Below are 14,284 nucleotides of genomic sequence, written 5' to 3'. Positions count from 1 at the left end.
GTAATGATAAACCGCTTTCAATTAACTTACTAATTGCTGCCTTCTTAAGCTCTTCTGGATAATGTCTCACTCATACCTAACTTCCGCACCCTGTCTATTACTATGAAAAACTGAGGCGACAACTATCCTGACACAGGGGGCCTATGATGACCCTACACAAAAATAAATTAACGCTTTTAGCCATATCGATTGCAGCCGGGATTGCTTCTGCAGGCCAGGTATCGGCTCAGGAGCTTGAAGTAATTGAAGTAAAGGCCCAAAAGCGTGCTCAGGCACAGCAGGATATCCCCGTTGCGGTTTCCGTGCTGGGCGAAAACGCGTTGGAGCGATTAGACGTTAAGAACTTCGATGACGTTACCCGTGTTTCCCCGTCACTTACCGTAGAGCACGGTGGGGAGCCTCAGGTAAGCACCATTCGCATGCGGGGTGTGGGGACGGCCGCTTACAGTATTGCCGTTGAATCCAGTGTTGCGGTAGTGGTGGATGAAGTGCCCTTAATGATGGCTGCTCAGGCGTTTAACAATCTGTCTGATATTCAGCAGGTTGAAGTATTGCGTGGCCCACAGGGAACGCTGTTCGGTAAGAATGCCTCAGCAGGTGTTGTTAACGTGCTTACAAAAGCGGCGTCGTCAGATTTTGAAGGGCGAATTGAACTTGGTGCTACAAGCGACAATGAACACAAGGGTCAAATTATGCTATCTGGCCCTGTGTCTGACGATGTGAACTACCGTATTAATGGGTACTACAAGGATCGCGAAGGCTATATTACGAATCTAACCACGGGTAGCAAACTCAATGGCGAAGAAAGTTATGGCGTGCGCGGAAAACTCCAGTGGTATGCCAGTGACAACCTGGACGCAACGCTTATTTATGATGTGTCCCACCAAACGGGCAGCAATGTGCCAGTGTGGGTGGAAACCGGAAATGGTGTCGCTGGAGAAGGCGAAATTGCCTCGGAAAACAACCTGACAGTACGCAGAGATACCGACAACGAATATGAAACCGACCAAACACTGGTGGTGGCAAAGTTTAATTACTTACTCAGCGATAATCTTGTTCTCACTTCAGTGTCGAGTTTCCAACAGTTTGAGCAGGTATCGGTATCAGATGAAGACCTGACCGATGTACCACTGGAAGAGGCATTCCCACCATTTTTACTGGGCAGATTTGACCCGTTAGGGCTGGGCGGGCCACAGGTAGTGCAGGATGCGTATATTGACGCTGAAGCCTTTACTCAGGAAATTCGTCTTACCGGCACGCCGTCTGAAAGCCTGGAATACATTGTAGGATTGTTTTACAGCGATCAGTCTGTGTTCCGTGATTTCGACCGAAAGCCGTTGCTGTTTGTATTGAACAAGTGGGATGCAGAAGCTGAATCTACGAGTACCGCGCTGTTTGGACAAGGCTCTGTAGAAATTGCCTCCGACACCTTCATTGATGTAGGGCTGCGCTTAAATCACGAAAAAATCAGTGTTGATTTTACCGACTACTACGGTAACGGATTTGCGCTAAATCCCACTGAACCGGTGCGGTATCAGGGTGATGATTCGCAAAATGCCGTTACTGGTAAGGTGTCGCTGCGTCATTTTCTTCAGAACGGCACTATGGTTTATGGCGCGGTAAGTACCGGGTATAAAGGTCAGGCCTATGATGTTGCATCTGGTTTTACGCAATATGATGCTGACTCGCCTGTGGGCGAGGAAACTTCGGTGTCTTATGAAATCGGCATCAAAGGCTTCACCGATTCAAGAAATTTCAGCTACGACATTGTGGCATTTTTAACGAATTTCGATGATTACCAGGCGCAAGGTGCACGCACAGACGAAAATGGCACGCCAATCTTTGCGCTGAACAACGTAGGCGAGCTGCAAACAAAGGGTATCGAGGCTGAGTTTTCGTATCAGGCTACCGATGCGTTGCGTATTGATGCGTCGGTTGCTTATACGCGTGCCACCATTGAATCATTCGCAAATGCGCCGTGTTACGGCGGGCAAACTGAAGACACGGGTTGTATGGTTGGTGCTGGCCCGGGCGGCCTGAATGTTCAGGACCTTTCCGGCAATGACCTGAATAACTCGCCTGACTTAAAATACAATCTGGCGATGTATTGGGAACAGCCAGCCGATAGCTTTGACTTTAGTTGGTTTGCACAAGCTAACTACCAATGGCAGGACGATGTAAGCTTCGACTTATATGGCGATCCGTTGAATAAGCAAGACGCCTATGGCATAGGCAATCTGGGGTTCGGTATTGTTGATAATCAGGATAAATACAAAATAACGGTATTTGCTAATAACGTGTTCGATGAACATTACTCTATGGGATACAGCAACTTTGAAGAACGCTTTCAGGGTGAAACTGCATTATCAAAACGCTGGTCGCGTGGTGCACTTCGTTATGTTGGCGTGAATGTGTCTTACCAGTTTTAATCGAATCAATTCGTGTTCATGCAGCAGTTTACTATAACTGCTGCATTGTTTTTTGTGCTCGGGGGATAAATGAGAGAACGTATAAAGGCAACCTTGTGCTTGGCCATTATTGCGCTGTTTGGATGCAGTACCGAAAATCATCTAGTGTCAGGGAGTGTAAGTAACCACTCCGTGAGAAATGAAGTAGCACTGGACCAACCGTGGCGCTTTCAATTTTCTGCTGACCTTCCTGCCGATATCTATGCACCGGGCTTTGACGCCTCACAGTGGCAGCAGGTGTCTGTTCCACACAGCTGGAATCGGGTGGGCTATTACCTGGATAGCGCCAGCCCGCATATTCATACTCAGCAAAATATCAATGTTGAACAAGGCGTCGGTATATACAGAACGGCGTTTTCACTGGACGCTGCCAATCAGGGTAAACACCACTGGCTGGAATTTGACGCCGTTAGCCGAGTGGCAGAAGTTTGGTTAAACGGCCAGTATCTTGGCGAACACCGCGGCAGTTTTAACCGGTTTCGGTTGAATGCAACCGACGCGGTAACCTATAACGCACCGAATATATTAGTGGTGCGGGTAGACAACAGTAAACCTACAGCAGAGTCCAATACCGCAGATACACTGCCGATTGCTGGCGATTTCTTTGTGCACGGCGGTATTTACCGGCCGGTCAGACTCATTTCTACCAATGATGTTCACATTGATATGCAGGATTTTGGCGGCGCTGGCGTATATGCAACAACCGTCTCCGCAAATGATAAAGCGGCGCGCATTGACGTAAATAGCCGCGTAACCAGTCACTCGCTTTCGGAGTCTGCGGTAGAGGTTGAAGTTAACTTACTGAACGCCAGTGGTGAACTTACTGCGACAACATCCCAAGTCATCACCGTATCGAATAGCAATACCGCTGAGCTGAATCAAGTGCTGGACGTGCAACAACCCAGATTGTGGCAAGGCACAGATGATCCTTACCTTTACCAGTTAGAAGTAGTAATAAAGGAACCAAACGGCACTGTACTCGACAAGGTTAGACAGGACTTCGGCATCCGCACGATTGCCATCACGGCAGAGGATGGCGTGTTATTAAATGGTAAGCCGCTGCATTTGCAAGGGGTTGCGTATCATCAGGACAGAGAAGGTCGTGGTTGGGCCGTCAGCGAACAAGATGTAGAAGACGATGTGGCTATTATGGCCCAGATGGGGGCGAACACTATTCGTCTGGCGCACTATCCTCACGGGCAGCCGGTTCATAACATTGCTAATCGTTTGGGCTTATTGTTATGGGATGAAATTCCGCTGGTGTCGGCGTGGCGCTATGGCGAACAACACGAAGAAGTGAATAAGGCGATAGCCGACAATGCAAGCCTGCAACTTATTGAAATGGTGAAGCAAAACTTTAATCACCCGTCAGTAGCCGTGTGGGGAATTGCGAACGAAGTCGATTTTGGTGCCGTAGTACCTATGTTTGTGCAAAGTGCTCCAGGCTCTAACCCTGATCCCGTACCGCTGTTAAAGCGACTGGCCTCAGAAGTTGAATTACTTGATGCCAGCCGCCCGTCGACGCTGGCTAACTGTTGTGCCAATGTGGCTACCTGGCAGCGCGCCAATGTGCCAGACACGTCAGCCATCACACAAACAACGGGTGCGAACCGCTATTTTGGATGGTACTACGGTAATGCGAATGATTTGGGGCCACATCTTGATGACCTACATAAACAGTATCCTGGGCAACCCTATGCTGTAACTGAGTACGGCGCGGGTGGTGCACCCACGTTTCATACGGATAACGTACTGGGCGGCCCAGTGGCAGCAACGGGACGTAATCAACCAGAAGAGTACATGACCTATGTACATGAAGTGAATTGGCAGGCCATCAGCCAACGCCCTTACTTGTGGGCCAGCTGGATTTGGAATGCGTTTGACTTTGCCACTACGACCCGGCGCGAAGGTGACTCACAAGACATAAACACCAAAGGGTTAGTCACTTACGACCGCGCAATTAAAAAAGACGCGTATTTTTTCTATCAGGCCAACTGGACGGATACACCCATGGTGCACATTACGTCTCGCCGCTATAAAGACCGCGCTTATCAGGTTGCTGATATCAAAGTTTTCTCCAATGCGCCGTTGGTAGAATTAAATCTCAATGGTAAGAGTGTGGGACAGCGGTCTGAATGCACTCATCGAACATGTATTTGGGAGAGTATTCGCTTAGCTGAGGGCGAAAACAGCGTAACAGCAGTAGGACTCGACATCGACGGCAAGGAACTGGTTTCTGATTCGATAATATGGCAGCTCAATACTTCGCAGCACAACGCGTACTTTATTGACGCGGGAGCGCAAATAGCTGCTACAACGCAGAATAACTACTTTGGGTCAGACAATTTCTTTACAGGCGGTCAGGCTGCTTCCTATGACAAGCCTGGCGGATGGGGGCGTCCGCCAGTGCTGGCTGACATTCATGGCACTGAAGATAGGGATTTGTTTGCTACTTACCGAAAAGGCGAGTTTGGTTATCGTTTGCCACTGGATAACGGCAGCTACCGTGTTGCTATTTATTATGTTGTAAACAATAACGAAGCGCCTGTTGATTTCAATGTAGTGGCGAATGATGAACTTGTACTGGCCAATCTGGGTGCCGACGATGCGGCAAACGATGGCTTGAACGCCCATGTCAGGGAAGCAACAGTGATAGTAAAAGAAGGCTTGATGGCTATCGATTTTGTTGCACTGACAGGTGAACCAAACGTATCTGCAATTGCAATCACACCTTTCTAGATTTTGGCAAAGCCTCAGCGTCACAAATGCGCGTGTTCGCTGAGGCTCTTTTTATTCAGAATCCAATTCCAGTACTGTCATATCCTGTTCAATAGCGTGAGAAATATGATTGTGCATAGCTGCTTTGGCCCGATTGGGGTCGCGCAGCTTTAATGCATTCAGAATTTTGCGATGTTCATCAACATAGGGATGCACGCCCAAATCGCGTACCCGCTGGTGGAACGTCAGGCTTAATGCCGACTTATTGCGCAATTCCCATAGCCACTTAATGGTTGAGGTAAGTGCGCTGTTGTTGGTGGCTTCTGCAATGGTGCAGTGAAACAGCTGGTCGGCCTTTTCCTGCTCCAGCTCAGTTGCATCAGCACTTTCCATGGTTTTCAAAGCTTGCTCAAGGGTTTTGATTTGTTCCTTGGTGATCCGCGCGGCTGCCAGACTAACCGCTTCGGTTTCAATAAGGAGTCGTGCTTCGAGCACTTCGAAGGGGCCGGGTACGTCGTCGATGGTAATGGATTGAGGGCTTGGTTTTAGTGGCAGAGCATAAATGCCTGAACCGGTTCGTATTTCTACTAAGCCAGCAATTTCCAGTGCAATCATAGCTTCGCGAATGGTAGGACGGCTCACTTCAAAGCTGGCCGCTAAATCACGTTCTGAAGGTAAGCGTTCACCTGGCTTAATTTCACCGCTGCGGATGAGCGTTTCAATTTGCCCCGCTACTTCCAGATATAAACGACGCACCTTCACAGCTTCTACTTTCATTTCACAATTCCAATCCCAGTAATCTATTGAGCTTACCGGGATTGGAGAGGGTGTCAAGCCACCCTACCTTTGATCATTGTTTTGCCTTTTCGGCATACCAGTCTTGCATGATAAACCATACCTGCTTTTTGATGCCCTGGTCGCTAAGAAGCCCCTTTCTGTTCCAGTAGTCCTGTATTCCAGCCAGCGGGCGACGCGCAGCGCGAAAATCTTTCAGCAACCAGGGTGACACACCAGCCAGATGCGGCATGTTATCCAGCATGATTAGGTTTTGTTTGAATACCCGCATTTGATACGCTTCAGAAAAGAACGTGTTTTCATCACCTTGCCAGCCTTGCAATGCACCTGCACCAAACTCACTGATGATAATGGGCTTGTTATACGCCGACTGCCATTTGTACTGCGCACAGGTTTCCGGCGCGTCGTAGTACCAGCCGCAATAACTGTTAATGCCTATTACATCCACTACACCGGCGAAGGCTTCGTCGATAATGCGGCCGCTGTCAGTGGTAGTTTGTGTATTAATGGCCGCGGTCACCAGTCGGGTTGGATCAGTGCTGCGAACAGTGTCTGCCAGCTCAGTCAGGAATGCGGTGCGGACTTCGGTATTCGGGGTTTCGTTGGCGATCGACCATAAAATCACTGCTGCCCGATTTTTATCGCGGAATAACATCTCGCCAAATTGCTGTTTCGCTTTGGCCAGTACGTTAGGGTTGTCGAACTGAATGTCCCAGTAAACCGGGATTTCTGCCCACACCATTAATCCTAACTCATCGGCAATTCTGAGCATGTTTTCATTGTGAGGGTAGTGGGCAAAGCGCACATAGTTGCAGCCTAGCTCTTTGGCCCAGCTCAGTAAAATGCGCGCTTCTTCTTCACTCCAGGCCCTGCCGTCACTGAACGGCTTTTCTTCATGAATAGCAATGCCGCGCAAAAATACTGACTTGCCGTTTAACAATATCTTGTCACCCGATACTTCAATGGTTCTAAAACCAATTTTATCGGTGAGTGTTTGCTCGCCAAGGGTTAACGATGCGGTATACAAGGCAGGGCTTTCAGGCGTCCACAAGCGAGGTTTGGCTTTGAACGTAACACTGGCCTGGCCGGCTGCATCGGTTTTCAGGCGCTTAGTGATCCCAAGCGTTGGCAATGTAACATCAACGACTTGATTGGCGGGTGAGTTGCCATTGACGGTAACGGATAGCGCAATTTTACCTTCTTTCAGATACGTGAATTGGTAATCCTGAATGTAGGTTTGGGGCAGCGCAATTAGGCGAACCGGGCGTGTTATACCGCCGTAGTTCCACCAATCGGTGCTCATGGTGGGGATAAAATCAGGTTCGCGACGGTTGTTCACTTTTACAACCAGTACGTTTTTGCCGTCTTTCAGTGCGTCAGTAGCGTTGAACTGAAAGGGAGTGAAGCCGCCTTCGTGTTTGCCAAGCAGCGTGCCGTTAAGGTAAACACTGGCCAGATAATTCACTGCATCGAAGTACAGTATATAGTGTTTGCCAGCCTCAGCCTGGTGATCGAATGCTTTTTCGTACCACACGCTACCTTCATACCAAAACAGTTTGTCGTCCTGTGTATTCCAGTCACCAGGAACCTGTAGCTTCATGGCCGAGTCGAAATTAAATTCTTGCAGCCTATCTGCGGCAGGCGTGCCATTGAAATTCTGGAATTGGCGCTTATCACCCACATCAAACGGATCCACAATGGCATTCCACTGGCCATTTAACTGAATTTGCTCGCGGCCTGGTGCATTCTGCAACAGGTCCATGGCAAGTGTTTGGCTAACGAACAATAACATGCCTAAGGCAATAATGACGGACTTCATAATGTATCTGCTTTGTTAATTGGTAAGGCCAAAATACAGTGTGCAACTGGAAAATAAAACTGCCTTACCAATTATTAGTTTGATTGATTTCATATTTGAAACGAAAGCGGGCAAGGATTCAAATAACCAGCGTAAGACAGCGTTCATGCGAATTGGTATTATGGCGGTATGCCACTACAGGGAGACAGCAAATGCATATTGGTATTTATATCTACGACAATGCTGAGGTACTCGATTTTTCCGGCCCGTTTGAAGTATTTTCAACCGCGAACCGCTTTTTAACCGGGGACAGGCAGCATAAGGTTTCGCTGTTGGCACAAAAGGCGTCGTTGGTTCATGCCCGGGGCGGATTTCGGGTACAGCCTGACTTTTCCATAAGCGAGCATCCACCTGTAGATGTGTTAGTGGTAGTGGGGGGAGTGCATACCCACGAAGTGAAAAAAGCCGCTGTTATTGACTGGATTGCCGACGCAGCAAAATCGGCAAAGGTGGTTGCATCGGTGTGTACCGGCGCATTTTTGCTTGCACAAGCCGGGTTGCTGGACGGCCGGGATGTTACAACACACTGGGAAGATTGCGACGATTTGCAAAAGGATTACCCCACCCTTACGGTAAAGCGCAACGCAAGATGGCTGCAAAGTGATCAGTACTTCACGTCTGCCGGTATCTCTGCTGGCATTGATATGAGTCTGGCTCTGGTTGCCTTTCTCTACGACAAGAGCATTGCTGAAAAGACAGCACGGCAAATGGAATATGACTGGGTACATCACCCGGATTAATGCTGCTTGTGATCCGAAAATGTCATCACTGTATTGATCTACTCCTTATTTTGTAAATAAAAATAATTATCATTTAGATGTTTGTTGCTGTATTATGCCCCCCGTTCGGTGAGTCCAACAGAGCTTCACCGTCTTACGCAGTTTCGTTCTGATTAACAATGTTCCAGTGCCTGTTGGTGTGATTTCGCAACGGGTTGGTTTACCAGGCTACACATTCTCAGAACGGCCAGACAATCCATTGCATACACCTGGTGGTACTGATTGCCCTAAAAGACCAGGTTCAATGAATCCGGAGTACACAATGAACACACCCAACTTGCAACGCGCGCCCATTGCAACCGCGCTGTTACTGGCATTAGCGCCAATGGCTGCGGTAGCACAACAAACCGCTACTCAATCGAATGATGATGGCATTGAAACGATTGAGGTAACCGGCCATTACACGGTAACCGAGCGCATCGATACCGCAACGGGTTTGGGATTAACCCTTCAGGAAACGCCACAATCAGTTAGTGTACTTACCGAAGAACGCATTCGCGACCAGGCGCTTGATACCGTAGTGGATGTGGTTCAAAACGCCACCGGTGTGTCTTTTCGCGCGGTAGATAATGTGCGTAATACCCTGCAATCCCGTGGGTTTGATATTACCACCTACCAAATTGATGGCGTGCCACTGCCATGGAGTCTGGCCGCAGATTCTGGCGAGACCATTGCCGATGTAATCTTGTACGAACGCGTAGAGTTCGTGCGTGGTTCTACGGGTTTACTAACTGGGGTAGGCGATCCTTCGGGTTCTATTAATCTGGTGCGCAAGCATGCGGATGCCACCGAGCTGACCGGCTATGTGAGTGCGGCTTATGGGCGTTGGAATAACGCTGAAGTCTCCGCTGATGTTGCGGGCTCGCTTGGGATGGACGGTGCTATCCGCGGACGCGTAGTAGCGAAATACGAGCAGGGCGACTCTTTCCAGGATCTGTTTTCTAACGAATCAACCGTGCTGTACGGCGTGTTGGAAGGCGATATTTCCAACAATACGCTGTTGCGCGTGGGCTACAGCGTTCAACACAACGTCCCGAAAGGCAATCACTGGGGCGGCTTACCGGGAACTTACAGCGATGGCAGCCAAACTGATTGGGATACGTCGGTAACGACGGCGGCAGACTGGACGCGCTGGGAAACCACAAACAGCAATCTGTTTGCCAACCTGCAACACCATTTCTCAAATGGCTGGCTGGTAAAAGTGAATTACAACCGCATGGACTACAACAAAGACGACGTGCGTTTGTTGTATGTTTACGGTGCACTTGATAAAGACACCGGGGCAGGACTGTACACCTGGCCCTACCGCGCTGAGGGTGACAGTGTATTAGACAGTGTCGACATTCAGCTTCAGGGCGATTACCCGCTATGGGGGCAAACTCATGAATTTGTGGTGGGTAGTCTGCATAGTGAACAATCGGCAGTGGCGTCTACCTATTCGGTTGTCAGCAGTGACTCTGTGGTAATTGATAACTTCTTTGAATGGAATTCACAGTGGGCTGAGCCGGTATGGACCGACTCACCAGACACCGTTGCCCAGGACATGGACACCAAGCAAACGGGTTACTATGCCGCAACGCGTTTACACGTAAATGACGAGCTGAAGCTTATTGCTGGTGCGCGTTTAGCGGACTGGGAGCGCACCGGGCAGTCGTATGGCACGGCTACTGAGTTTGGCGACGATGGCGTGGTGATCCCTTATGCAGGTGTGTTGTACGACATTACCGATGAACACCGTTTCTACGCCAGTTACACCGACATCTTTATGCCGCAAAATGCGCTGGACCGCAACGGTCGTTACCTGGACCCGTTAACCGGTGCTACCGTGGAGCTTGGTTTAAAGAGCCGCTTTTTGGATGAACGTTTGAACACCGCCGTGTCGGTATTCAGTATCCAGCAGGATAACCTGGCACAAAACGATATCGATGCCGATGGCACGGTTCACTATGTGCCCGACGCGCCGGCTGGCACGATTGCCCAGCGTGGAGCAAAAGGCACAGAAAGCAAAGGTTTCGAAATTGAAGTAGTAGGGCAGCCGGTTGATGGCTGGCATATCAACGCTGGCTGGTCTGTATTTGAAGCCGAAGATGCCAGCGGTGCAGATGTAAACACCAGCTATCCGCGCAGACAGTTCAAACTGTTTTCTACCTACAACCTGGAATCGGTATTACCTGCGCTAACCATTGGTGGCGGAGTAAACTGGATGTCAGAAGCGCATGATGGCGGCGCAGTGCAGGATGCGGTTGCACTGGTGAACGTAATGGCCCGGTACGATGTTAGCGAACAGATTGATGTGCAATTTAACATCAATAACCTGTTGGATGAAAAGTACTACAACTACATTGCAGGTAACGGCCAAATCCGCTTCGGACAGCCGCGATTTGCCCAGGTGCGGGTAACCTACTCGTTCTAATCTTGAACCGCCGGGCACATTTGCCCGGCTTTTACTTTTCCTCTGCCCTTATCTGATATACCTTACTGCTATCACAGCAAGGGTAATTCGTTTTTATGCTTTCACCACAAACATTGCGCAAACAGCTGACTATTCTGTCTGAACTCTCTGAAAAGCAACCCGGCTACTATTACATTCATGGTTATTTTTGCGGTTTGGCCTGTGCGCCAACCTTAATTAAACCGTCGCAATGGTTGCCGGCGCTTTTGGGTGACATTCACTTTGAATCAGAGTCGCAACTGACACTCAATGATGCCTTGTTTCAGCTGTATAACCAGATCATGGACGAGGCGTTAAACCGGTGTGTTACTATTCCTGCGCAGTGCAAACTGTCTAAAAAAGACATCAAAGTCTCACTGGCGGAACAGCAACCCCTTCCTCAGTGGTGCCTGGGTGTACTGGACAGCTTTGAGTGGATCGAAACCGATATTTTAACACCTGACGAATTTGATATTTTTGCCGACAGCGAAAAACGCGTACTGGCGTTTACTTCATGGCAAAACATTAGAAGTTACTGCCGTTGGGCGGGCGATGAGTGGGAACGCCATGCACTGCTCGAGCGTCGCATGCTGGGTGGCTCACTTGAAGAACTTATCGATGTGTTGCGCTTTGGTGGTTTAGACGACGACAACACCGACTTCGACGACGATTTTGTGGGCGAGAACGCCATGCTAATGGCCTTCGATGAGCAAGTGTCAGAAAGTATCGACGAGATCCTGGCTACCGACAGCCCCAAGGTCATTGACCTGATTGATACGATTTTGGAAGGATTCGAGGCTGCGATGGGGCCCGGTTTTGTTGAGCAAAATACCGGACATTTTTGGCTGATCCATGAAACGCGTAATTACATGTTGCTACGTCAGAAACGCGCAGGGCTGAATTTTAAAAACGGCAATGCCGATAAGGCAATCGAAGAGCTGCAAACCCTGTTGCGCCTTAACCCAAACGACAACCAGGCTGTGCGATTTTCACTGATCAATATGCTGATATGCAAAGGTCGCTGGGATCAACTTCAAGCCCTATTGAAACAATTTGATGAACCCAGCTTACCGGTGCTGGGTGGTAAGGCGCTGCTGGCCTATCACCGCGATCCAAAAGGCGAAGCGGCCGCAAAAGCCAAACGTGCATTGCTAAAAGCCAACAAATATGTGGTGAAATACCTGACTGGACAAAAGCAGGTTAAACATTTTGAAGGCATGTACTCGCCAGGCTCGGCCGAAGAAGCAGAATTATATATTCTGGAATACGGAAAAGAAGCCTGGCGATCGGTAGACGGCTCGCTGTTTTGGTTGCGTGCAAGTTAGCTTGTATCGTTTTTAGTGCACGGTGCTCAGATTTGCCGGGTGAGTTGATTTACCAGCAATCCGGTAAAGCCGCCAAGCTGGGTTGGTGAGCGCACACAAACTTTAAGGGCACGTTTAGCCCATGATTCGTCTAATTCAATTATGGCTATGGGCAGGTGGGGTTGTTGCGAAATAGCATCAAACGGCACCAAGCCTATTCCCACACCGGCACTTACCATTCTGCACACTGCCTCGAAGCTTTTAACCTGAACCCGTACGTTAAGATGCTGGCCGAGCGCTGAGACTATGTTCATGGTAAAAGTATGAATAGCTGAGCCGTTGTGCAGCATGACGAACGGATAATGCAGTACATTGGTAAACGTAGTGCGACCACAGTTAGCCAGCGGATGTAATAGTGGGGTGATCAGTACCAACCGGTCGTTACGGTAGTCCAGCAGGGTTAAGTTTCCGGGTTCATTGGGCTCGGCTACAATGCCTGCGTCAATATCACCTTTTTGTACGGCGTCAAGAATGTCAGCGCTGGTGTGCTCTTCCAGTGCGATGCTCACCGACGGATGCGCGCCCAGGAATACCGCCAGATCGGCAGGCAAATAACTATGAATAGCGTGAGTATTAGCCCACAGGCGAATATGTCCTTGTAAACCTTTGGCAAACGGCATCAGATCAGCATGCATTTGTTCGAGATTGGCCAGGGTATGGCGGGCATGCCGCAAGAAAATCTCTCCCGCTGTAGTGAGGCTGATGCCTCTGGCATGGCGATTCAGCAATACCGTTCCTATATTGCTTTCCAGCGTTTTAATTTTATGGCTGGCGGTAGAGGGGGCAAGAAATACCTTTTCAGCGCCTTTGGTAAGATTATGTGTTTCTGCAATGGCTAAAAACAAACGCAGATCGGAGAGCGTGTATTGCATAGTGTTCCATATTTTCGAATGCTCGATTGAAAATAACCCAATTCTTAGTGAAGGGAAACTGTCGTAGTATGCTAAATCTCGAACACTAACAGCAAGCATCCAGTGACTTCACATCAACAAGGTTTCTTACTTGCCACCTTAGCCGCTTTCGGATTTTCATTAAAAGCGATTTTCGTAAAGCTTGCTTACGGGGCTGGCGAGATCGATGCGATCACGTTACTGGCATTGCGTATGGCATTTTCGCTGCCGTTGTTTTTAGTCGTGGGGATGAGTGCGTTACGGCATGGGCCGACGTTAACAGCGAAAGACTGGCTGTTGGTAAGTGCGGTGGGGCTGGCTGGCTATTATGGCGCATCCATACTGGACTTTATGGGCTTGCAGTATATCAGTGCCGGATTGGAACGACTTATTTTGTTCACCTACCCGGCCATGACAGTGCTACTGGCGGTGATATTTCTGGGCAAACAACTGCATCGACGCCTGGTATTGTCATTGGTACTTTGTTCAGCGGGTGTGATGATTGCCAGTGCCGGGGATTTGCAGTTCAGTGACTCAACGGGTGATGTGTGGCTGGGCGTGGGTCTGGTATTCGGCTCAGCGTTGTCCTATGCCTGTTACAATGCGTTTTCTGAGGTCGCCGTGAAAAAGCTGGGCTCACGCAAAGTTTCGTTACTGGCCATGCTGGTATCCATTGCTGCCGTACAACTGCATTTTGTACTGTCCAGCCCGTTATCGGGGCTGGCCCAACCGATGTCGGTATACGGCTATGCAATGGCCATGGCACTGTTTGCGACGGTGATCCCGGTGTTTTTGCAGGCATCTGCGATACGCCATATTGGCGCGGCAGATACCGCTTTGGTTGGCACACTTGGGCCTGTGATCACTATTGCGCTGGGGTGGGTTATTTTGAGTGAGCCATTGTCTGCGGCTCAAATAGGCGGTACCGCACTGGTTATTGCCGGTGTGTTGGCAATTAAACGAAATACAACGGGGTAAACG

At 49.3% G+C, this 14,284-nt stretch carries 9 protein-coding genes; 6 read left to right on the top strand and 3 right to left on the bottom strand.

Features of this window, described 5'->3' with window-relative positions; all coding sequences use genetic code 11:
• The first annotated feature begins 143 nt into the window (after positions 1-143).
• Positions 144-2,429 carry a TonB-dependent receptor gene (locus tag ACLR2L_RS07365; protein WP_413366975.1) on the top strand — a complete coding sequence of 762 codons (2,286 nt, stop codon included), beginning with the start codon at positions 144-146 and terminating at the stop codon, positions 2,427-2,429.
• 69 nt (positions 2,430-2,498) lie between these two features.
• The gene (locus ACLR2L_RS07360) at positions 2,499-5,207 is read left to right on the top strand and encodes a glycoside hydrolase family 2 TIM barrel-domain containing protein (RefSeq protein WP_413366973.1); all 2,709 of its coding nucleotides are present in this window, start codon (positions 2,499-2,501) and stop codon (positions 5,205-5,207) included.
• A 51-nt stretch (positions 5,208-5,258) separates the two neighbouring features.
• On the opposite strand, the gene ACLR2L_RS07355 is transcribed toward ACLR2L_RS07360, so the two are convergent.
• Both ACLR2L_RS07355 and ACLR2L_RS07350 read right to left on the bottom strand, forming a co-directional pair.
• A complete protein-coding gene (locus ACLR2L_RS07355) occupies positions 5,259-5,963 on the bottom strand; it encodes a FadR/GntR family transcriptional regulator (protein WP_413366971.1) in 705 nt (234 codons plus the stop codon).
• Between the two features lie 73 nt (positions 5,964-6,036).
• Positions 6,037-7,800 (bottom strand): glycoside hydrolase family 2 protein, encoded by a 1,764-nt coding sequence (locus ACLR2L_RS07350; protein WP_413366969.1) that lies wholly within the window; start codon positions 7,798-7,800, stop codon positions 6,037-6,039.
• 191 nt (positions 7,801-7,991) lie between these two features.
• Here ACLR2L_RS07350 and ACLR2L_RS07345 point away from each other — a divergent pair, with 191 nt between their 5' ends.
• The 3 genes from ACLR2L_RS07345 to ACLR2L_RS07335 all read left to right on the top strand — a co-directional run bounded on the left by ACLR2L_RS07345 (position 7,992) and on the right by ACLR2L_RS07335 (position 12,374).
• Positions 7,992-8,579, top strand: coding sequence for a DJ-1/PfpI family protein (locus tag ACLR2L_RS07345; protein WP_413366967.1), 588 nt, complete (start codon positions 7,992-7,994; stop codon positions 8,577-8,579).
• A gap of 301 nt (positions 8,580-8,880) precedes the next feature.
• Entirely contained in the window at positions 8,881-11,031 is a 2,151-nt protein-coding gene (locus tag ACLR2L_RS07340; protein ID WP_413366965.1) for a TonB-dependent siderophore receptor, read from the top strand.
• Positions 11,032-11,126: 95 nt separating this feature from the next.
• Positions 11,127-12,374, top strand: a complete 1,248-nt coding sequence (locus ACLR2L_RS07335) for a UPF0149 family protein (RefSeq protein WP_413366963.1) — start codon at positions 11,127-11,129, stop codon at positions 12,372-12,374.
• 26 nt (positions 12,375-12,400) lie between these two features.
• Here the strand turns inward: ACLR2L_RS07335 and ACLR2L_RS07330 are convergent, their stop codons facing one another.
• Positions 12,401-13,285, bottom strand: coding sequence for a LysR family transcriptional regulator (locus tag ACLR2L_RS07330; RefSeq protein WP_413366961.1), 885 nt, complete (start codon positions 13,283-13,285; stop codon positions 12,401-12,403).
• Between the two features lie 102 nt (positions 13,286-13,387).
• On the opposite strand from ACLR2L_RS07330, the gene ACLR2L_RS07325 reads away from it, so the two are divergent.
• A complete protein-coding gene (locus ACLR2L_RS07325) occupies positions 13,388-14,281 on the top strand; it encodes a DMT family transporter (RefSeq protein ID WP_413366959.1) in 894 nt (297 codons plus the stop codon).
• The last annotated feature ends 3 nt before the right edge of the window (positions 14,282-14,284 follow it).

The organism is Alteromonas sp. AMM-1 (assembly GCF_047290655.1).
Lineage (GTDB): Bacteria > Pseudomonadota > Gammaproteobacteria > Enterobacterales > Alteromonadaceae > Alteromonas > Alteromonas mangrovi.
The sequence above is the reverse complement of the archived record's forward strand: the minus strand, read 5'-3'. Positions and strand labels throughout refer to the sequence as shown.